Annotated in this window: 15 protein-coding genes; 7 read left to right on the forward strand and 8 right to left on the reverse strand. The window is 72.6% G+C overall.

Annotation, left to right across the window (positions count from 1 at the left end):
- Positions 1–11: 11 nt before the first annotated feature.
- Positions 12–389 carry a DUF3037 domain-containing protein gene (locus ABD817_RS24755; protein WP_344920509.1) on the reverse strand — a complete coding sequence of 126 codons (378 nt, stop codon included), beginning with the start codon at positions 387–389 and terminating at the stop codon, positions 12–14.
- Positions 386–1,204, reverse strand: coding sequence for a HipA family kinase (locus ABD817_RS24760; protein ID WP_344920511.1), 819 nt, complete (start codon positions 1,202–1,204; stop codon positions 386–388). The genes ABD817_RS24755 and ABD817_RS24760 overlap by 4 nt, the downstream gene beginning before the upstream one ends.
- Before the next feature lie 256 nt (positions 1,205–1,460).
- Here ABD817_RS24760 and ABD817_RS24765 point away from each other — a divergent pair, with 256 nt between their 5' ends.
- Positions 1,461–3,494, forward strand: a complete 2,034-nt coding sequence (locus tag ABD817_RS24765; RefSeq protein WP_344920512.1) for a protein kinase domain-containing protein — start codon at positions 1,461–1,463, stop codon at positions 3,492–3,494.
- A gap of 23 nt (positions 3,495–3,517) precedes the next feature.
- Here ABD817_RS24765 and ABD817_RS24770 read toward each other — a convergent pair whose 3' ends face one another.
- Positions 3,518–4,060: a TetR/AcrR family transcriptional regulator gene (locus ABD817_RS24770; protein ID WP_344920513.1), complete on the reverse strand. Its 543-nt coding sequence runs from the start codon at positions 4,058–4,060 to the stop codon at positions 3,518–3,520.
- A gap of 124 nt (positions 4,061–4,184) precedes the next feature.
- Here ABD817_RS24770 and ABD817_RS24775 point away from each other — a divergent pair, with 124 nt between their 5' ends.
- Entirely contained in the window at positions 4,185–6,419 is a 2,235-nt protein-coding gene (locus ABD817_RS24775) for an MMPL family transporter (RefSeq protein WP_344920514.1), read from the forward strand.
- Positions 6,420–6,631: 212 nt separating this feature from the next.
- Here ABD817_RS24775 and ABD817_RS24780 read toward each other — a convergent pair whose 3' ends face one another.
- Together ABD817_RS24780 and ABD817_RS24785 are read right to left on the reverse strand one after the other, a co-directional pair.
- Positions 6,632–7,234, reverse strand: coding sequence for a response regulator transcription factor (locus tag ABD817_RS24780; protein ID WP_344920515.1), 603 nt, complete (start codon positions 7,232–7,234; stop codon positions 6,632–6,634).
- Positions 7,231–8,646 (reverse strand): sensor histidine kinase, encoded by a 1,416-nt coding sequence (locus ABD817_RS24785; RefSeq protein WP_344920516.1) that lies wholly within the window; start codon positions 8,644–8,646, stop codon positions 7,231–7,233. Before ABD817_RS24785 ends, ABD817_RS24780 begins: the two co-directional genes overlap by 4 nt.
- Positions 8,647–8,818: 172 nt before the next feature.
- Here ABD817_RS24785 and ABD817_RS24790 point away from each other — a divergent pair, with 172 nt between their 5' ends.
- The gene (locus ABD817_RS24790; RefSeq protein WP_344920517.1) at positions 8,819–9,232 is read left to right on the forward strand and encodes a hypothetical protein; all 414 of its coding nucleotides are present in this window, start codon (positions 8,819–8,821) and stop codon (positions 9,230–9,232) included.
- A complete protein-coding gene (locus tag ABD817_RS24795) occupies positions 9,225–9,806 on the forward strand; it encodes a hypothetical protein (protein ID WP_344920518.1) in 582 nt (193 codons plus the stop codon). The genes ABD817_RS24790 and ABD817_RS24795 overlap by 8 nt, the downstream gene beginning before the upstream one ends.
- Before the next feature lie 305 nt (positions 9,807–10,111).
- On the opposite strand, the gene ABD817_RS24800 is transcribed toward ABD817_RS24795, so the two are convergent.
- Entirely contained in the window at positions 10,112–11,635 is a 1,524-nt protein-coding gene (locus ABD817_RS24800) for a CHAP domain-containing protein (RefSeq protein WP_344920519.1), read from the reverse strand.
- A gap of 523 nt (positions 11,636–12,158) precedes the next feature.
- Here ABD817_RS24800 and ABD817_RS24805 point away from each other — a divergent pair.
- On the forward strand, positions 12,159–12,368 hold the full coding sequence (locus ABD817_RS24805; protein WP_344920520.1) for a DUF5999 family protein: 210 nt from the start codon (positions 12,159–12,161) through the stop codon (positions 12,366–12,368).
- Positions 12,369–12,510: 142 nt separating this feature from the next.
- Positions 12,511–12,933: an ATP-binding protein gene (locus ABD817_RS24810; protein ID WP_344920521.1), complete on the forward strand. Its 423-nt coding sequence runs from the start codon at positions 12,511–12,513 to the stop codon at positions 12,931–12,933.
- A 210-nt stretch (positions 12,934–13,143) separates the two neighbouring features.
- Here ABD817_RS24810 and ABD817_RS24815 read toward each other — a convergent pair whose 3' ends face one another.
- Together ABD817_RS24815 and ABD817_RS24820 are read right to left on the reverse strand one after the other, a co-directional pair.
- On the reverse strand, positions 13,144–15,525 hold the full coding sequence (locus tag ABD817_RS24815) for an ATP-binding protein (RefSeq protein WP_344920522.1): 2,382 nt from the start codon (positions 15,523–15,525) through the stop codon (positions 13,144–13,146).
- A 282-nt stretch (positions 15,526–15,807) separates the two neighbouring features.
- Positions 15,808–18,063: a serine/threonine-protein kinase gene (locus tag ABD817_RS24820; RefSeq protein WP_344920523.1), complete on the reverse strand. Its 2,256-nt coding sequence runs from the start codon at positions 18,061–18,063 to the stop codon at positions 15,808–15,810.
- 404 nt (positions 18,064–18,467) lie between these two features.
- Here ABD817_RS24820 and ABD817_RS24825 point away from each other — a divergent pair, with 404 nt between their 5' ends.
- On the forward strand, positions 18,468–19,694 hold the full coding sequence (locus ABD817_RS24825; RefSeq protein ID WP_344920524.1) for an ROK family transcriptional regulator: 1,227 nt from the start codon (positions 18,468–18,470) through the stop codon (positions 19,692–19,694).
- Positions 19,695–19,701 lie beyond the last annotated feature (7 nt).

Genomic DNA, 19,701 nt, shown 5'->3' on the forward strand with positions numbered 1-19,701 from the left:
CGAGACCGGGCTCAGGGGCTGCGGACCAGCCGGGTCACGAGGCGCTCCAGTTCCGCCTCCGGGTCCGCGGTGAGACCGGCGTGGACCGGGCCGGTCTGCACGATCGTGCTGCGCGGGGCGGTCAGCCAGCGGAAGCGGCTGCCCAGCGGCTCCCTGGTCAGGGGCCCCGAGTCGCTGTCGCAGGTGCGCTGGTAGGCGCCGAGCGCGTGCCGTACCCCGTCGAGGTCCACGCCGGTGTCGAGGGCGCGCAGGCGCGCCTCGTCCAGCTCCACGCGGGCGCACAGGTAGCCGCGGGGCTGGCAGTAGAGCAGCACTCCGGCGTTGATGAGCTCGCCGCGCTCCACGCGGGGGACGACCCGGATGACCGCGTACTCGTAGACGTCCTTCACCGGTTGTCCTTCCAGAACGCGCCCACCGAGCCGGTCTTCCTCTCGTGGTCCTGACCGGGCTCCCGGCCCGACGGCCGCGGCAGCCAGGTGCGCGGCCCCTGTGCTCGGGCCAGCAGGTGCTCGACGTACGCCTGCCGCACGGCCTGCGCCCCGTCGAACCCCGGCTCGTCCTCCAGCCACTCGTCGGGGACCTCGTCCACCACCCCGTCGAGCAGGTCCCTGGTGATCATCTCACTGAACTCGGCGTCGGCCTCGGGCACCCGGGTGGCGAAGGGCGCCATCACGTGGTCGCTCGCGTCGAAGTCGCGCAACGGGTCGGCAGAAGGCCAGTTGTGGTGGAACCAGAGCGCGGCGCCGTGGTCGATCAGCCAGGTGTCGCCGTGCCACAGGAGCAGGTTCGGGTTGCGCCAGCTCCGGTCGACGTTGTGGATCAGCGCGTCGAACCAGATCAGGCGGGAGGCGAACCCGGGCTCGGGGGGCCAGGCCAGCGGCTCGAAGCCCAGCGCGCCCGGCAGGAAGTCGACCGCCAGGTTGTTGCCCTCGCTCGCCTTGAGCAGGTCCTGGATCTCCTCGTCGGGCTCGCGGGCGCCGAGCTGCGGATCGACGTCGATCACCTTCAGCTCGGGCGTGCGGAACCCCAGGCGGCGGGCCAGCCCCGCGGACACGATCTCCGCGACCAGGACCCGGCGCCCCTGCCCGGCGCCGCGGAACTTCACCACGTGGGTGCCGAGGTCGTCCGCCTCCATCACCCCGGGCAGCGAGCCGCCCTCGCGCAGCGGTGTCACGTAACGGGTGGCTTTGATCGCTTCGAGCACTTCGCCAGGCTACCGGGTCGGCCCGGGACCGCCGCCCGTGCGAGGGGGGCGTCCCTTGCTCCGGGCCACGGCGTGCCCGCCGGAGGTGGTCGATGCCGGGAGAAAAAGCGGCTGCGTATTCGGGGGATGTGTTGTGGCTTGCCCTGACCTGAGCATCACATGAGTGTCACGGTGAGGAAGACAAGACCTTCATCCCCGTTGACTGTCGGCGATGCTTCTTCTTGAGTGAGAAGGGTGGCGGCGAGGGGAGGCTCGCGTGCCGTATGCGCAGCCGCTCAAAACGGGGGATCCGGCGGCGCTCGGTGAGTACGAGATCATCGGGCGTCTCGGAGAGGGTGGGCAGGGGGTGGTCTACGTCGGGGTGCGCCCCGACACCGGCTCCGAGCCCTACGCGGTCAAGCTTCTGCACGGTTCGGTGGGCGACGACCCCGAGGTCTTCCTGCGCGAGGTCGAGCTGGCCAAGCAGGTGGCCCGGTTCTGCACGGCCCAGGTGATCGACGCCGGGCTGGACGGCGACCGGCCCTACATCGTCAGCGAGTACGTCGACGGCCCGTCGCTCCACCGTGAGGTCGCGGTCAGCGGGCCTCGCGAGGGAGGCAGGCTGGAGCGCCTGGCCATCGGCACGGCCACCGCGCTGGCGGCCATCCACCGAGCCGGGATCGTGCACCGCGACTTCAAGCCGCAGAACGTGCTGCTCGGTTCCGACGGGCCAAGGGTGATCGACTTCGGGCTGGCCAGGGCGCTGGACGCCGCGGCCACCCAGAGCGGGCGCGGCGCGGGCACCCCCGCCTACATGGCGCCCGAGCAGGTGGAGGGCGCCGAGATCAACCCGGCGGCCGACGTCTTCGCCTGGGGCGCCACGATGTGCTTCGCCGCCAACGCCCAGGCGCCCTTCGGGCAGGACTCGATCGCCGCCGTCCTGAACCGGATCCTCACCGCGGCCCCGCAGCTGGGCCGTCTCGACGGGCTGCTCGGCGCGCTGGTGGTCGACTGCCTGGACAAGAATCCCCGCAACCGTCCCACCAGCCGGGAGCTGCTGCTCGCGCTGCTCGGCGACGACGGGGGCCGGTCGGTGGCCGAGTCCCGGTTCTCGCCGGTGCCGGGGTTCTCGTTCGAGTCCGGCGGTCCCGACGTGTCCGGCCCCTCGGGCTCCTCCGGCCGGTCCGGCCTCACGGGTCTTTTCGGCCTGCGGGGCGCGCCTGGGGCCGCCCGGCGGGCCGGGCTCGGTGGCTCCGGTGGCTCCGGTGGGCGCGCGTTCCACGTCGGGGGCGAGGGCTTCGACGAGCCCCGGACCCACCCGGGACGGGCGGCCACCAGGGCCTCGGTCGCGGTCTCCGGCGCGCTGCTCGTCAGCGCCGCCGTGCTGGTGGGGGTGCTGGTCCCGGCGCTGAGCGGGGTGGCGCCGGGAGGCGTGCCCGCCGCGCCGGTCGTCCCGGCGGTGGAGGCCACCTCCCAGGGCGCCACCGAGCCGCACGCGGGCAGGACGAGCGCTCCGGTCAAGCCTCTCCCGCCCCTGCCGACGGTCCCGGCCAGGCCACCGCGCGCGGAGGGTGTCAAATCCTCCCCCCTGCCGCCTCCCGCCGCCACGGTGGTCGTGCCCGCGCTCATCGGACTGGATCGTTCCGAGGCGGCCCGTCTGATCAAACGGGCCGGGCTGGTCGCCGGGGCCGTCGAGGCGGTCGACTCCGACCGGCCGCTCGGGGAGGTGCTCGGAAGCAGCCCGGCGCCGGGGACCGCGCTGCCGAAGAAGGGCAGGGTCGATCTGCGGGTCTCCGGCGGCGTCCAGGTGCCCACGCTGGTCGGTCTCGCCAGGAGAAGCGCCCAGGAGGCTCTGGCCCAGGCCGGGTTGGTCTCCGGCGGGGTCAGCACACGCTGCTCCGACCAGCCGGCGGGGCGGGTGCTGGCGAGCACCCCCGGCGCGGGCAAGCGCGTCTCCCCGGGGAGCGCGGTGGCGCTCGTCGTCTCCAAGAACGGTGTCCCGGTGCCGCCGGTCACCGGCCAGAGAGCGGCCGACGCCTCCAACACCCTCGGCGGGGCGGGTTTCGCCGTACGGACGCGGGCACGGCTGGTCACCGGCGAGGCCCAGGACGGAGTGGTGCTGGCGCAGAGCGTGGCGCCCGGCACCTGCGCCAGGTCCGGCGCGACGATCGTGATCACAGTCGGTGTCGGGGGTCAGAGCGGGCCGGGCCCCGGACCGGGGCCTGGACCGGGTCCCGGGGAGACCACCGAGCCTCCCGATCCCTCGGCCCCGCCGGAGACTGTTCCCGGGGAGGCCGCCCCTTCCGGGTGAGGCACCCGGGGTGCGGGCGCGACTCACCCCTGTTGGAGGGAGGCCAGGACGGTGGTCAGGAGGGTCCTCCTGACGTCCTCCTGGGGGAGGTCGATCGTCTTGACCACCGCGTACTGGAGCGAGCCCAGCGTGGCCCAGGCCCAGACCCGGTGGGCGGTGTCGGGGTCGGGTCCGGCCAGGCGCCGGTAGATCTCGTCGCGGAAGACGCGGATGGCCTCGCCGGGGGAGCCGGGGGGCGCGTCGTCGGCGCAGCTGATGTCCTCCATGATCAGCCGTATGATCGCCCGGTGCCTGACCGCGAAGGTCACCAGGGCCTCGACGAAGGCGCGGTCGTCGTCGAAGTCGCTATCGAGCAGGGCCAGGATGTCCTGGATCGCGGGTGCGGTCAGCTCCGTGGCCAGGCGGTCCTTGGGGTGGAAGTGGTAGGCGACGGCCGTCTTCGTCAGGCCGACGGCGGAGGCGATGTCGGCCAGCGAGGTCGCCGCGTAGCCGTGCTCGGCGAACAACCTGCGGGCGGCGTCGAGGATCCGCCCCCGCGTGTCATGCCCGTGTTCGAGTGTGGTCATCGTCTCACTCCCACGCCGTCTAGAGCATTTCCTGATTTATCCCCCTACGCTCTACCGTAGGCTCTGTACGAGCGTACAGTACGGCTTTTCAGAACCTTTGACACTCAAAGCGGGGCGGTCACCGATGTCTGGTTTGCTGGGGCGGCTGGGAAGCTGGTGCGCGCGGCACGGCGGGGCCGTGCTGGCCCTGTGGGTGGCCGCCGCGGTGCTGCTGACGGCGGGATCGGTGTTCTTCCCCGGCCCGGTGAGCAACGACGTCAGCATTCCCGGCACCGACGCCCAGCGGGCCGTCGACCTGATGAAGGACGGTTTCGGCCCCGGTTACGGGGCGGGGGGCTCGGCCCAGATCGTCCTCTACTCGCCCGACGGCCCCCTCGTCACCGAGACCAGGAAGCGCGCGGTGGAGCGCGCCGTGGACCTGATCCGCGAGGTGCCGCACGTGAAGGAGGTGAGATCCCCCTACCAGGTGGGCGGTCTCGCCCCCAGCCTGGAGATCGGCGTCATCGCGGTCAAGCTGGAGGGGAACGACACCGCCAAGCTGGCCGAGACCACCAGACTCCTCTCCGAGGCCGCCGAACCCGCGCGGGCGGCGGGCATCGAGGCGGTGCCCGCCACCTCGGCCAGCCCGGCGGACAAGGAGATCAAGACCGGGACCAGCGAGATCATCGGCGTGGTCTGCGCGCTGCTGGTCCTGCTGCTCGCGTTCGGCACCCTGGTCGCCGCGATGATCCCGATCTTCGCCGCGCTGGTCAGCATCGCGACCGGTCTCGGCGTGGTGAGCCTGCTCGGCCACGTCGTGGACGTGCCCAAGCAGGCGTCGATCATGGCGACGATGATCGGTCTCGGCGTCGGCATCGACTACGCGCTCTTCCTGCTCAGCAGGCACCGCAAGCTGCTCGCCGACGGCGTGCCGGTCCGCGAGGCGGTCCGCCGGGTGGTCGCGAGCTCGGGCGGCGCGGTGGTGTTCGCCGGGGGTACGGTGATCATCGCGCTCAGCGCGCTCATGCTCGCGGGGTTCCCCCTGCTGCAGACGCTCGGCTGGATCACCGGCATCTCGGTCGTCTGCGCGGTGTTCACCTCGGTCACGCTGGTCCCCGCGCTGCTCGGCCTGCTCGGGCACCGGATCAACGCGCTGCGCCTGCCGTTCACGGGACGGCGGGGCAGCCACGGCTCCTCCGGCTGGGCCTCGCTGGGCGACTGGGTGGCCCGGCGGCCGTGGAGCGTGCTCGCGCTCAGCGTCGCCCTCCTGGCCGCGCTGGCCGCCCCCGCGCTCGCCCTCAAGCTGGGCCCGCTCGACAACGGCTACGCCGACCGGGGCACCGACACGCGACGCTCCTACGAGCTCCTGCAGGCCGGGTTCGGGCCCGGTATGAACGGCCCGCTCGTCGTGGTGGCCGACCTGGACACGAGGGTCGTCGACCGGGAGCCGGCCCCGGCCGTACTGGGCAACCTGAAGGACCGCGTCGCGGACGTCGAGGGAGTGGTCCACGTCGGCGACCCGGTCCTCAACAGGGGCGGTACGGCGGCGCTGATGCAGGCGATCCCCGCCTACGCCCCCGGCGACCCCCGGGCGCTCGACGTGGTCAAGGCGGTGCGCGCGCTCGACGTCGAGGGTGCCCGGGTGCACGTGGGCGGGCAGGTCGCCGGTATGGCCGACGCCGGGGAGAGGATCGCCGGGCGCACGCCCCTGGTCGTCGGCGTCGTGGTCCTGCTGAGCGCGCTGCTGCTGCTCCTGGCGTTCCGCTCACCGGTCGTCGCGATCAAGGCCGCGCTGATGAACCTGGTCTCCCTCGGCGCCGCGTTCGGCGCGCTCTCGCTGGTCTTCTCCCTGGGACTGGGCAGCCGCCTGGTCGGCATGGACACACCGGTCAGCGCGGACGGGTCCTACCTGAGCACGGTGTTCTTCACGGTGCCGATCGACAGTTACATCCCGCTGATGCTGTTCGCGATCCTGTTCGGCCTGTCGATGGACTACGAGGTCTTCCTGCTCACCGCCGTGCGGCAGGCGTACCTGAGGCACGGCGACAACCGCAGGGCGGTGGCCGAGGGGCTGGGGTCGACCGGCAGGGTCATCACCTCCGCCGCCCTGATCATGGTCGCGGTCTTCGTCGCGTTCGTCGCCTATCCCGATCCCATGGTCAAGATCTTCGGTGTCGGCCTGGCGGTGGCCATCGCGGTGGACGCCACGATCATCCGGGGCCTGCTGGTCCCGGCGACCATGGCCCTGCTCGGCAGGGCCAACTGGTGGTGCCCCGCCTGGCTGGACCGCATCCTGCCGAACCTCTCCGTCGAGGGCCACGAGGAGGACGAGGAGAAGGAGGAACCGCGCAGGGAGCTTGTCGGCGCCGGTCGCGACTGAGAGGCGGGGATTCGCTCCGCCCGGTCCAGGTCCCGATCCAGGTCCAGGTCCGAGGCTCTGCCGGTCCGCTCCAGGTCTCGGTCCTGTTTGAGGCTCTCCCGATCCCGGCCGAGGTCCCGTCGGCCGTGCCGTCCGTGGCGTCGGCCCGTCTCCGGCCCGTCTCCCGGGCCGGGGACGGCGCGTTCACCGCGACGTCACGGGCCATGGAACCCCTAGATCCAGCCCTCCTCCCAGGCGCGGTGTGCGGCGGCGTGGCGGGAGCCGGCGCCAAGCTTGGCCATGGCCGCCGACAGGTAGTTCCTGACCGTGCCGGGGGCGAGGTGGACCTGCGCCGCGATCTCGTTGATCGAGGCGCCCGTCCGTGACGCGCGCAGCACCTCCAGCTCCCGTTCGGACAGTGGGCAGTCGTCCTCCGACAGCGCGGAGGCGGCGATGTCCGGGTCCACGTAGCGCCGGCCGGCGGCGACGTCGCGGATGATTTCGGCCAGCCGGGTGGCGGGCGTGGTCTTGGGCACGAATCCGCTCACCCCCGCGGCCAGGGCGCGCCGCAGCACGCCGGGCCGGGCGTGCCGGGTGACGAGGACGATCCGGGTGGGCAGCTCGGAGCGGATCACCTGCGCGGCGCGCAGCCCGTCGGCGGGTGGCATCTCCAGGTCGAGTACGGCGATGTCCGGCCGCCGCTCGCGGGCCAGCCGCACCGCGTCCGTGGTGGTGGCCGCCTCGGCGACGACGTCCAGGTCGTCCTCCAGTGCGAGCAGCGCCGCCAGGGCTCCTCTGATGAGGTCCTCGTCGTCGGCGATCAGCAACCGGATCACCGCGCGCCCACCCCGGCCGGGTACGCGCGCGCATCGGCGGGCAGCGAGGCCACCACCTCGAACCGGTCACCGTCGCACCGCCAGTCCAGCGTGCCGCCGGCTCGCTCCAGCCGCTCGGCCAGGGAGCGCAGTCCGGTGCCGGTGCCCGTCCCCGCCGGGGGCCGCCCCGCGTCGCCGTCGCCGCCGATCCCGAGCAGGGGACGACCGTCCCCGGCGCCTTCACCGTCGTCCCCCGGCCGGGCACGGTCGCCCTCGGTGTTCTCGCTGTCGATCCCCGGCCGGACACGGCCGTCCGCGACGCCGTCACCCTCCGGCCGGATACCACCGTTCTCGACGCCGTCGTTGCCGACCCGGAGGCGGGCACGGCCGTTCGCGACGTCGTAGGCGATGTGTGCCCGGCGGGCCCGGCTGTGGCGCAGCACGTTGGTGGTGGCCTCGCGCATCACCAGGCCCAGGACATGGCGGGCGGGCTCCGGCAGGGGGTCCGTCCCCGTGGTCCGGCCACGGTCCACGGCCGTGTCGATGCCCGCGGCGGCCAGCACCTTCGCGGCGTTGGCGATCTCGTCCTCCAGGGTCGTGCGCCGGTATCCCTGCACCACGGCACGGGTGTCGCGGAGCGCGTCGGCCGCCAGCCGCCGTACCTCCCGCATCTCCGCGGCGGCCCGGACGGGGTCGGACTCGGCGAGCCTCTCGGCCAGTTCGCTCTTGAGCGCGACCACCTGCAGGTGATGCCCCTGGATGTCGTGCAGGTCGGCGGCGAACCGCAGCCGCTCGTCCTTGACCGCCACCTCGGCGGCCAGGTGTCGCGCCTGGTCCAGCCGGTCGGCGACGTCCCAGGCCCACAGCATGCCCAGCGCCATCCAGGCGACGGAGACGACCACGCCGGCCGGGAAGACTCCCGCGAGGAGCCACCCGGTGTTCCCCGAGGCGAGGGCCACGGACCCGCCGAGCGTCGCCGCGACGACCACCGCGCCGCCGATGAGGGTACGCCGGTGCGGTGCCCGCAGGAACATCGCCGTGATCGACACCATCACCGCGGGAGCCACCGCCCACAGCCTGTCGTCGTGCGAGGCGAGCGGGATCGCGCCCAGCACGGCCGCCGCCAGGCTCCCCGCCACCAACCAGCCCACCGGTGGCCCGCTCGCCCGTTCACGCGTGCCCGAGGCGCCGGTCGGGTCCCGTGCGTCGCCGGGTGAGCGCGACAGCCGGCGGCCGAGCAGCACGCCGACGGCCACGACGAGTACGGTCAGGGCCAGGCCGGTGACCCCCCTGACCCAGGGGGGCACGCCCTCGTCCATGGCCCAGGCCCTGACGAAGAGCACCAGGGAGACCGTGATGCTCCCGGCGAGGCTCCACCACATGTAGCGACGGAAACCGCTCAGTCCCGTCCCGCGCTCCATACCCCCCGTCACGCGGTCATTGTCTCCCGCGTGACGGGGGCTATGGAGCACCCCGATGACAAATGTCACGAGATTTCGTGACACGCCCATGCCGGGACGTGCCATGTCGGCACTACTGGCGGCTCCCGCCCTCCCGCAGTCTGGGGGTCACATACCCCGACCCCGTACACCGGAGGAGCACGACATGAGAGTAAGAGCCGTCCACGCCCAGGGCTGGTGGCCCTTCTTCCGTCACTACCTGGAGATGCTCGCGGCGATGGTCGTCGGCATGGCGGTGCTCGGAGCCGCCGCGTCTGCCGGCCTGGCGCTCGCGGGCCTGGAGTTTCCGGCGCGAGCTGAGGTGGTCGCCCTGAAGATGGCCGTCGACATGTCCGTCGGGATGATCCTCTGGATGCGCTACCGGGGCCACGGCTGGGCCGCGACGCTGGAGATGGCCGGGTCCATGTTCGTCCCCGCCCTCGCGCTGTTCCCGCTGCTGTGGGCGGGCGTGATCTCCGGCGACACGCTGCTCCTGCTGGAGCACGTCGTGATGCTCCCGCTCATGTTCCTGGTGATGCTCCGCCGCCGCGACGAGTACGGAGGTCCCTCCCGTGTCTAGCGTCACGCCGTCCGGTGTCACGCCGCGCCGTCCCGGCTGGAGGGCCGCGCTGCGGCGCTGGCCGACCGCCCTGGCCGTCGGGCTGTGGGTGGTGATGTCGGCCGGAGGCTCCGGGGCGGAGGAGGTCGTCTCGCTCGCCGAGGTCCTCCTGTTGCTGCCCCTGGTCTACCTCGTGGTGGCCACGATCCGGCGGCGGGAGGCGTCGTGGCCGGTGCTCCTCGCTCTGGTCGCCCTCTACGTGGTCCTGCGGGCGCTGGACGTGGTCGCCGCACCGGCCGTGGTCGCCGCCGTGGCGCTGGCCGTCATGGTGTGGGGTGCCGTCTCCGGTGATCTGCGCCGCTCGGGCGCGCTCCGGGAACAGGCCCTGGGAATGATCGGATTCGGGAGCCTGGCGCTGACCGTACTGGTGGCGGAGCCCGACCTGGGCCGCTACCTGGTGGCGGCGGGCTGGTTCCTGCACGGCTTCTGGGACTTCGTTCACCTCAGGAGGAACGCGGTCATATCGCGCTCGTACGCGGAGTGGTGCGGCGTCGTCGACATCCTCGTCGCCGTGTGGCTGGTGTTTCTCGAATGACTCGGATGAGCGGTGCGTACCGCTCAAAGGCGCACGCTCCCCGCGGTCGCGTGGGCTGGTGTTTCTCGAATGAGCGGTGCGTACGGGCTCGCCTCGTACGCACCGCTCGAACCTGTGATGTCGGCCGCCGTTTCGACGACTCCGCTGGGACCTGTTTTGTGGATCTTCGCCGTAGCGAGGATCGGCCAGATGGATGCCCCGCAAGGCGGAGGAGGAGCTCATAACGGAGTTATGGGCGACGACGACAACGCGGCGGGGTGCCGTCTGGGCGACCGCAGTAGGCGGAAAGATCCACAAAACAGGTCCTAGACCAGCGCCTTGGCCCGGCGGCGTCCCCGGTAGCCGCTGTGGACCAGGACGTCACCCGGTTCCGCGAGGAGCGCGGCGGAACCGGCCGGGACGGCGGGGCCGTCGCCCTGACGGGTCCGGGGCGCCGGGACCGGGACGGCCGTTCTCTGTCCGGTGACCGGGCGGGCGGGCGCCGCGGAACGGGCGGGCGCGGTGGGGCGAGCGGGACGGGTGGGACGCGCCGGGGTGGCCGGGACGGTGGTGGTGGTCGCGGAGTCGGGCCGGCGGTGGCGGCGGCCGCGCGGCGGGGCGTCCCGCACCCAGGTCGACGACTCCACCACGGCCTGCTCACGCAGGCGGCGCCGGCCCCGGTAGGGGGCGCGGGGACGGTCGTCGTGAGGGCGCGGCGCGGGCGACCGCACGGGGGAGTGCGGGGGTGACTCCACGGGGAGCTCCTCGACGTGGGCGACGGGGGTCGTGACCGAGGGGAATCCGGCGGTCGCGGCCGGGGTGAACGTGCTCCCGGGAAGGGTCTTCCGGCGCGGGACGGCCGCCCTCGACTGCCTGGCCTTGCCGCGCGCGAGGATCGCGACCGCGGCGAGCAGCACCGGGGCGAGCACGGCGGGGGTGTCGAAGCCGGGGACGGGCGCGGCGAGGTCGCGGACGGTGGCGGTGGGGGCGACGGCGAGTGCGCTGGTGTCGGCGGTGGAGGCCTTGGCGTGCTTGCCCGGCGAGGTACGGCCGGTGGATGCCGGTACCCGGGGTGTGACGGGTGCCCCCGCGCTCACCCGGTCACTTCGCGGGGCGTTCTCCCCGGACGCGGTCCGGCCGTCGTTCCCCGAGGTGGCCTTGCCGGGCTTCCCGGTCGCCGTCACGGCGGCGTGCTTGGGAGCCGTCTCAGCCCTGACTGTATCCCTGCTCGTCTCCCTGTCCGCTCCCTTGCCCGGTCCGGTGGACACCCGGTTCTCCCGCGCGGGCGCGGGGGCGGGGACCATCGCGAGCAGGTTGGGCCCGGGGCCGATCACCACCGCGTTGTCCCCGGCGGCGGGTGTGACGATCGTCTGCTTCTCGGTGGCCTCCCGGTCCAGCCGGGCCTTGATCTTCTCCGGATACCCGTAGCCGACGACCTTGCCGGTGTCGCGCTCCTTGCGCTTGGCGACCCCGCCGTCGATGTTGCCCTCGATCGTGTGGATCCTGTCCTCCTCGACCTCGGTGACGATCCCGACGTGGTCGATGTGGTCGATCCTGTCCGAGCCGCTCCAGTCGAAGAAGACGATGGCCCCCGGCCTGGGAACGGTGCCCCAGGCGTCCTGCTGCCGGAACCACTGGGCGTGGTGGACGGTGTAGGCGAACTGGCCGACCCACTCCTGGTAGCCGAGCCGCTCCGCCGCCCACGACAGGTACATGTCGCACCAGGGGGCGGTGGCGTAGTCGGCGTCGAACTCGACGTTCTCGCCGTACCAGGCACCGAACTTGGTGTAGCCGCCGCTCTTCTCGGAGTATCCGAGCTGGCTCTCCAGCAGCTCGACGAACTTGTGCATCTCAGGTGTCATAGGGGGTTTCAGGGGGACCCCCGGCGGCCGTGCGGGCATGGTCGCTCCGCCTCGCGACCTGGCCACCGGGAGACGGGGTTGAGCGACGGCACGTTCACGCGAGCCCACCGAGGAGGGACGCGTGTGGCGGCACCGCTGGCCAGTTGTCTTCCGTGACGAGGGAGGTTACCCGCCCCCAAGGACAGGTCACGACAGACTAAAGGCCGCGTCAAATCGCTTGGCATCACATAAGTGGACAAAAGCCGATGTCAGGGGGGTGCTATGTGATCTTTGATGGTAAAACGCTCGGGAAAAAGATCTACGGACGATCGCGGGAGGGGCCGGAACCGCCGTAACCACGCCGATCGATCTTGTCGATCGTCCTTTGCGTCGGCGCCCGGTTTCTTTACCTTTTGTCGAAATAGGTAGACATATAGGTATTTCTCCCGATATGCGGGTGTCGTCATCGGGAGATGCTGGTCACACCAGGAAAGGCTCAACAGCAACCAGCGAAGGTTAAAAGGTACGAGTCATGTGCCATCACCAGCCGCGATGCCCACTCGCAAGCGCCCCCGATCACGAAGCCGCGTCTCTCGTGGCCTTCCACCCCGAGCAGGGGTGGGGTCTGCTCTGCAACGGTGTGGTGGTCTTCGACGACACCGGAGCGCTCATGCCCGACGGGCGTAGCACTCCTGTCCACGGCATGCCGCTCCACCGGGTCTCCCTGGGCCAGGCGGCATGATCGCGCGCCGCGCGCCCGTCGCACCGGGACCGAACGTGCCAGGCGGACAGGTGGTCCCGCGGTGGCCGGCGGCCTCCGGCAGCGGACGCGCGTGCGGACCGCGTCCGATCGAGGTGACCGCCGACCAGGTGGGAGGACGCTCATGACCCCTCTCCTCGAAGCGCTCGAAGGGCCGTACGGCCGGGAGACGTCGTGCTCCTTCCCGCCCGAGTCGGCATCGGTGCCCCAGGCACGCCACCTGACCCGCGCCTGCCTGGCGGACTGGGGACTGCACGAGCACAGCACGGTCGCCGAACTGCTCGTCAGCGAGCTGGTCACCAACGCGCTGCGCCACTCGCGAGGGACCATCAGGCTCGTCCTCTCCTTCCAGGACGGCCTCCTGCGCTGCGAGGTCGAGGACGCCGACCCCTTCTCGCTGCCCCGCGCGTGCCGGGCACGCGACGACGAGGAGCGGGGCCGAGGGCTGCACCTGCTCGAACTCCTGTCCTGCTGCTGGGGCAGTGCCCGCACCTCCGAGGGCAAGGCCGTCTGGTTCGAACTCACGGCGGACACGGTCGCGGCCTGACCGCGAGGCCGACCGGCGCGGCGGGCGCCGGACACGCGAAAACCCCCGGAAAACCCCCGCGAGGCCCCTTCGGGGGGCTGAGCACACATGCCACCTCCGAGGGCTGGCGCCGAGTCCCCCGACTCGGTCTCGGCCGGACGCCGGAGCCGACGGGATCATCGCACTCGTCGGCTCCGGCGTCCCCCTTCCACGGCCGCTCCGTCCCGCCCGTCAGGCCCCGGGCGGGTGGTCCTCGTTCGCGTTCCGGATGCGCTCGCCCGTCCAGACGGCGATCTGGGCCCGCGAGTGGAAGCCGAGCTTGGTCATGATGTGCTCGACGTGACCCTCCGCGGTGCGCTGGGCGATCGTCAGCGAGGCCGCGATCTCCTTGTTGCTCAGCCCCTGGGCGACAAGCCTGGCGATCTCCGTCTCCCTGCGGGTCAGCGGCGACGGCTCCCCGGCCTCGCCGGCGGGCTCGCCCCGGGGCGCGCTCTCCCCGAGGGCGAAGGCGATCGCCTCGTCGCAGTGCATCTTCGAGCCCTGCCTGACCACGGTGTCGAAGACCTGCTTGCCGAGAGCCTCGCGCGTACGCTCCTCGCACTCGTCGTGGTAGCGCCTCAGATGCCCGAAACCGGACAGCGGAGCTCCGATCGCCCGCCAGACCGGCTCCAGGATCCCCAGCAACCTGGCCGCCCGCTGGTGATCGTCGTCCCGGGCGGCGATCCAGGCCAGCACCTCCAGGTTGACGCCGACGCCGAGGAGATCGTCGAGCGAGCGGTTGAACCTGAGGCTCTCCTTCTCCAGCTCGGCGGCACGCCGGGCGTCGCCCCGGCACCAGACCCCGACACCGAGCGCCATCATCGCGTACGCCCGGTGCCAGCCCTCCTCGTGGGCGTCGCACAGCGCGACGCACTCCTCCCCGGCGGCGACGGCGCCCGGCCAGTCGCCCTGGAAGGAGCGGGCGAGGCAGAGCCGGATGAGCGCGAGGGCCTGGCCCGTGGGGTCGTCGTCGGCGCGGTGACGCGCCGCCGCCTCCTCGTACAGGCCGATCGCGAGATCGACGTCCCCCCGGAACATCGCGATCATCCCCGAGTAGAGCGCGACGTAGGCCAGGATCGGCTCGTGCCCGGGGCGCCCCCCGAGCTGCCTGGCCTCCTCCAGCATCGCCGCGGCGGAGACGATGTCGGCCTGGATGATCGCCAGCCAGCTGTTGGACCACAGCGCGCGGCCCCGGATCTCGTCCGTTCCGGTGCCGCTGAGGAGGCTCAGATCCATCCAGCGGCGCCCTTCCCTGAGGTAGTGGCTCGTGATCCAGTGGTAGAGCAGGTCGGTGGCCATGCCCAGGGCGGTGGAGGTCTCCCCGGGTTCGGTGAAGCAGTACTCCAGCGCGGTGCGCAGGTTGGCGTGGTCGAGCTTCAGCCTGCCGAGCCAGGACACCTGGAGCGGGCCGAACCGATGCGCGTACGCCTCCGCGGCCAGCCGCCGGTAGTGGTCGCGGTGCAGCCGCTGCAGCGCGTCCTCCCGCCCGGAGGTCACGAGCCGCTCCCTGCCGTACTGCCTGATCGTCTCCAGCAGCCGGTAGCGGGTCGCCGTGGAGGCCGAGGGAGGGTCCTCCCGGATCAGGATCGACTTGCCCACCAGCCCGATCACCAGGTCGACCACCTCGTCGCGGTCGATGCCGTCCCCCGAGCAGACCGCCTCCGCGGCTTCGAGGTCCAGGCCGTCGGCGAACACCGAGACGCGCTCCCACAGCAGCTGCTCCTTCTCGGTGCACAGGACGTAGCTCCAGTCGATCAGCGCGCGCAGCGTCTGCTGGCGGGGCAGCGTCGCGGGTGAACCGCCGGTGAGCAGCCGGAACCGGTTGTCCAGCCTGGCCAGCAGCTCCTCGGGGGAGAGGGCGCGCAGCCGCACCACCGCCAGCTCGATCGCGAGCGGGATGCCGTCCAGCCGTCGGCAGATCCGCTCCACGGCGGGCCGGTTGGCCTCGGTGAGCGTGAAATCCGGCAGGACGGCGGTGGCCCGTTCGGTGAACAGGCGTACCGCCTCCGACGGGGCCGGCGGCTCCGCGGGCGGGCCGAGGCCGGAGCCCGGCGGCGGTGGCAGCGGCAGCGTGGGGACGACCAGCGTCTGCTCGCCGGCGATGCCCAGCGCCTGCCGGCTGGTGACGAGGATCCGCAGGGAGGGGATCGAGCGCACGAGGGTTCCCGCCAGTACGGCGCAGGCCCGCAGGAGATGCTCGCAGTTGTCGAGGATCAGCAGTGCCCGCTTGTCCCGCAGGTGGCCGATGAGCACCTCCACGGGGGACCGGTGGGAGACGTCCCTGATCTCCAGGGCCTCGTTCACCGTCCCGGCGAGCGGTTCCGGACTCTCCAGCCCGGCGAGCTCGACGAGCCACACGCCGTCGGGAAACGCCCGCTGGACGTCGGCGGCGACGTGCAGCGCCAGCCGGGTCTTGCCAACCCCGCCGGGGCCGGTGAGGGTCACCACGTGTGCCCCGGACAGCAGGCGCTTGACCTCGGCCATCTCGTGCCGACGTCCCACGAAACTGGTCACCTCGGGGGGCAGGCCCGTCGCCTGCCACCGCCTCGGGGTGGCCGGTGCCACCTCATTCATCAGCAACCATCAGCGTCTCATGCCGGTTTTGGCAAGCGGATCGCCGTATGTCGGAATCCACCCGGCACAGTCCACACTATGTGCCGGGCGTTTCCCCGGGCACACCTCGTGGCAGGGCGGGCACTCATCGGGGCGGGCCCGTGGGGCGGTGGCCCGCCGCCCGCGTCACGGGCCGCCGCGTCCGGTCATCGGGTTCGCCTGCTGGTCCGGTGGCCGGGTTCGCCTGCCTGTCCGGTGGTCGGTCAGGTCGCCGGGCACCGCGCCGGTGCGGGCCCGGTCACCTCACAGGACGCCGTCCAGGATGCCGCCCAGGTCGATGTCCAGATCGAGGTCCACCAGGCCCGGCTTGTCGCGGGTGGGCCGCTCCGAGTCCCGAGGCTCCCCCGGCCCCGGCCCCGGCCCCGGCCCCGGGTCCGTACCCGTGTCCTGGCCGTTGTCCGTGCCTGCGTCCGTGTCCTGGTCGTTGTCCGGACCGGTGCCCGGGTCGGGGGCGCAGGAGGGCAGGGCGATCCGTACGGTCCGGGAGGGCGTGTCGCCCCCGGGAACGGTGGTGATCGTCACCGTCCGGGTGACGTGACCCCCGCACCGGGGCGGATCGGCGAACTCCCCGGTCACCTCCCGCTCGTACTCGGTGGCGCCGGACAGCTCCAGCTCCCGTGTGCCGCCGGACAGCGTCTCGCGCGTGTCCCCGACCCGCTGGGCGAACCCGAGTCGCACGGTCACCGCCGAGGGACCGGAGGTCCTCACCCGGAAGCCGACCGTGGTGCCGTCGAAGGAGGTGATCGAGACCTCGGGCGGCGCGCACGGCTCGCCGCGGACCCGCTCGGTACGGCTGGACGTCCCGCCCGAGGAACGGGGCACGGTGGAGACCGTGACCCGGCGGTAGAGGGTCTGCCCGCAGGCGGGGACGGCGAAGGTGTGCGGGACGGTGTGGGAGTAGGTCTTCAGCCCGCCGAGCACGGAGGTGCGCGGGGCCGCCCGGACGAGCCGGTCGCGGTCGGGCCCCTCGGCGAAGGTGACGGTCACCGCGACGTTCCCCTTGGTGGAGGCCCGGAAGCCGACCGTGGTCCCGTGCGCGTCGATCCCCACGACCCTCAGGCCGCTGACCGTGTGCGCGGACGCCCCCGTCCCCGTGGGGTCGGGGGCCGGGGTCCGCGTGCGGGTGGACGTGGGCATGGGCGTCGGCGTGGGCGGGCGCGTGGGGGCCGGGGTGCGGGTGCGCGTGGGCAGCGGGGGCGGCGGCTGCGAACCGGTGGGCGAGGGAGGGGAGAGCGGCGGGGAGATGATCGTCCGGGTGGGGGAGGGGGCCCGCGAGGGGGGCGAGGTGACCTGGCCGGGGTTCGCGCCGTTCGAGGGGGAGCCGGGCTTTCTGGCGGCGGCGCCTCCCGAGGGGCGGCCCGGCCCGGAAGAGGGCTCCGGCGGCGCCGACACCTGGCTCCGCCGCCGCTGCTCGGGGGTTTCCTCGATCATCGCGGAACTGGGCGGCGGGGTGAAGATCGTGTCTGCGGAGAGCCGGTCCTGCGGCCGGTTGGCCGCGATCACACCGGCGGTCATCGCGACGGTGATCACCCCCAGCCCGGCCAGGGTCCTGGGGCCCAGCCGGGGGCGGCGCACCCGCCCCACCCGTCCCACCCCGCCGAGCACCGTCTGGGCGACCGAGGAGCTTGCCTTCGGCGCGGGCTTGGCCAGCGGGAACGCCAGGGCCAGCAGCGTGGCGAGCTCGGCCAGGTGCCGCCGCCCGCGCTGCTCCCACTCCGGCCCGTACGCCGCCCGCGCCGCCGCCTCCAGCTCCTCCAGGAACGCCCGCGCGCTCCGCGGCCGGTCCGCCGGGTTCTTGGCCATGCCCCGGGTGACCAGCCCGCGTACCGAACTCGGCACCTCATCCACCGGGATCGGCTCGTGCCGGTGGCGGTGCATCAGCACGACGCGGTGGTCGGCCAGGTAGGGCCTGCGCCCGGTGAGGCACTCGAAGAACACGCACGTGGCCGCGTAGACGTCGGTCGCCGTGCTCGCCGGGGCTCCCTCCCACTGCTCGGGGGCCATGTAGGCCGGGGTGCCGGTGGTCCCACCGGCCTCCCCGACGTGGGCGGCGATGCCGAAGTCGGCCAGCTTGCTGCCGCCGTCGGCCTGGATCAGCACGTTCTCCGGCTTGTAGTCGCGGTGCACGACCCCGGCGGAGTGCGCGAAGGCCAGGCCGAGCAGCGAGCCCTTGAGCACGGTCAGCGCCGCCTCCGGGCTCGTGCTGCCGTGCTCGGACAGGATCCGCCTGAGCGCGACCCCGTCGACCAGCTCCATCACGATCGCGGCTTCGAGCACGTCCTCGTAGTACTCGTAGAGCTGGACCACGTTCGGGTCCTGCAACTCCACCATGACGCGCGCCTCCGCGCGGAAGCGCGCCAGGAAGCGGTGATCGTCCTTGAGGGTCGCGTTGAGGTACTTGATGGCCACGTAGGCGCCGGTGGGGGCGTACGTGGCCAGCACCACGCGCCCGCCTCCGCCGGCGCCGAGCTCTCGAACCTCGCGGTATCCCGGAACCATCCCGTCCCCTTCCGAGCGCCGTCGACTTGTTCGACGGTCTCACCCCCGCGGTTGGTTGTCACGATTGGTCAACTTTTGCGAAGGGTGACGTTGAAATCGTGATCGGTGGCCGATCAGGTCGCCCCCGCTCTCGCCCGTCTCGCACCCACATGAAGTGAGCACTTGCTTGGTGGCCGAGCCTAACAACCGGAGCCGTCCAGGCACAGGAGACGCCCGGGAGACAGGGGTTTCGGCGCGACCCGGGAAAGCGGGGCGTGGCGACGCGGGGCGCGACCTGGGAAACTCGCCTCACACGCGTCACGGGGGTTGTCCGAGGCCGGGTTGGAGCGTGACAGGGAAGCCCGCACCGACAGTGACTAGAGTAGTTGTACTAACATCTGAAATTACTTCCCCGGGGGAGAAGCATGAGCCGTCCACAGCGGGGGACCCTTCGTGACGTGCGCAAGGGCAACCGGTCCGTGGTCCTGTGGACGCTGTATTTCGCCAACGAGCTGAGCAGACACGATCTGGCCCAGCTGACCGGGCTCAGCGCCGCCACGGTCAGTAACGTGATCGGCGACCTCATCGCGGACGGCATCGTGGTGGAGACGGGCTCGGTCGACTCCGACGGCGGGCGACCGCGGATCATGCTCAGGGTCGATCCCTCGTACGGATACGTGGTCGGGGTGGGCGTCGGGGAGACGCGCGTCCGCGTGGAGCTGTACGACCTGGCGATGCAGGAGCGGGCGAGGAAGGAGTTCGCCCTCGACCCGAGCCACCACGAGCCGGCCGTGGTGGCCCGGCACATCCTCGACGGTCTTGAGGCGGTCCTGTCCGACGCCGGGGCCACGGAGTCGGAGGTGCTCGGCATGGGCCTCGGCGTCCCCGGCGTCGCCGAGCAGGGCCCCGACCTGCTCATCCACGCCCGCGCGTTCGGCTGGGACGGCGTTCCGCTGGGCGCGCTCATCCGGGAGGGCACCTCGCTCCCGATCTTCGCCGACAACGGCGTCAAGACGACCGGCCAGGCCGAGCTCTGGTTCGGCGCGGGCAAGGGCGCCCAGCACCTGGTCATGACCTTCATCGGTACGGGGGCCGGGGCGAGCATCATCAACGGCGGCGTCACCTACCGGGGAACGGCGAGCGGCGCGGGCGAGTGGGGCCACACGAAGATCGTCCTGGACGGGCGCCCCTGCCGGTGCGGCAGCCGGGGCTGCCTGGAGGCCTACGTCGGCGCCGAGGCGATCCTCGCCGGCGCCGGAAGGGACCTGGGCGGAGACGACGAGGAGAGCGTCTTCGCCGAGCTTCTCACCGACCCGCTGGCGCGGCCCGCGCTCGACGAGGCCATCCGCTGCCTGGGGGCCGGGCTGGCCAACCTCATCAACCTCTTCAACCCGGAGCGCGTCATCGTCGGCGGCTGGGCCGGGTCCCTCCTCGCGCGGAGGTTCCTCCCCGAGATCCGCACCGCCGCCGCCCGGTACGCCCTGCCCCTGCCCTTCTCGCAGGCGTCGATCGAGCTGGGCAGGCTCGGCGCCGAGGCGGTCGCCCTGGGCGCGGCCACCCTGGTCGTCGAGGACTTCCTGCTGCGCAGCCACGCGGTGCGCCCCGCGGGCCGCGTCGCGACCCCGGCATCGGCGGGACACGCGCCCGCCTGACCTCGGG

Source organism: Streptosporangium oxazolinicum, from assembly GCF_039537505.1.
Taxonomy (GTDB): Bacteria; Actinomycetota; Actinomycetes; order Streptosporangiales; family Streptosporangiaceae; genus Streptosporangium; species Streptosporangium oxazolinicum.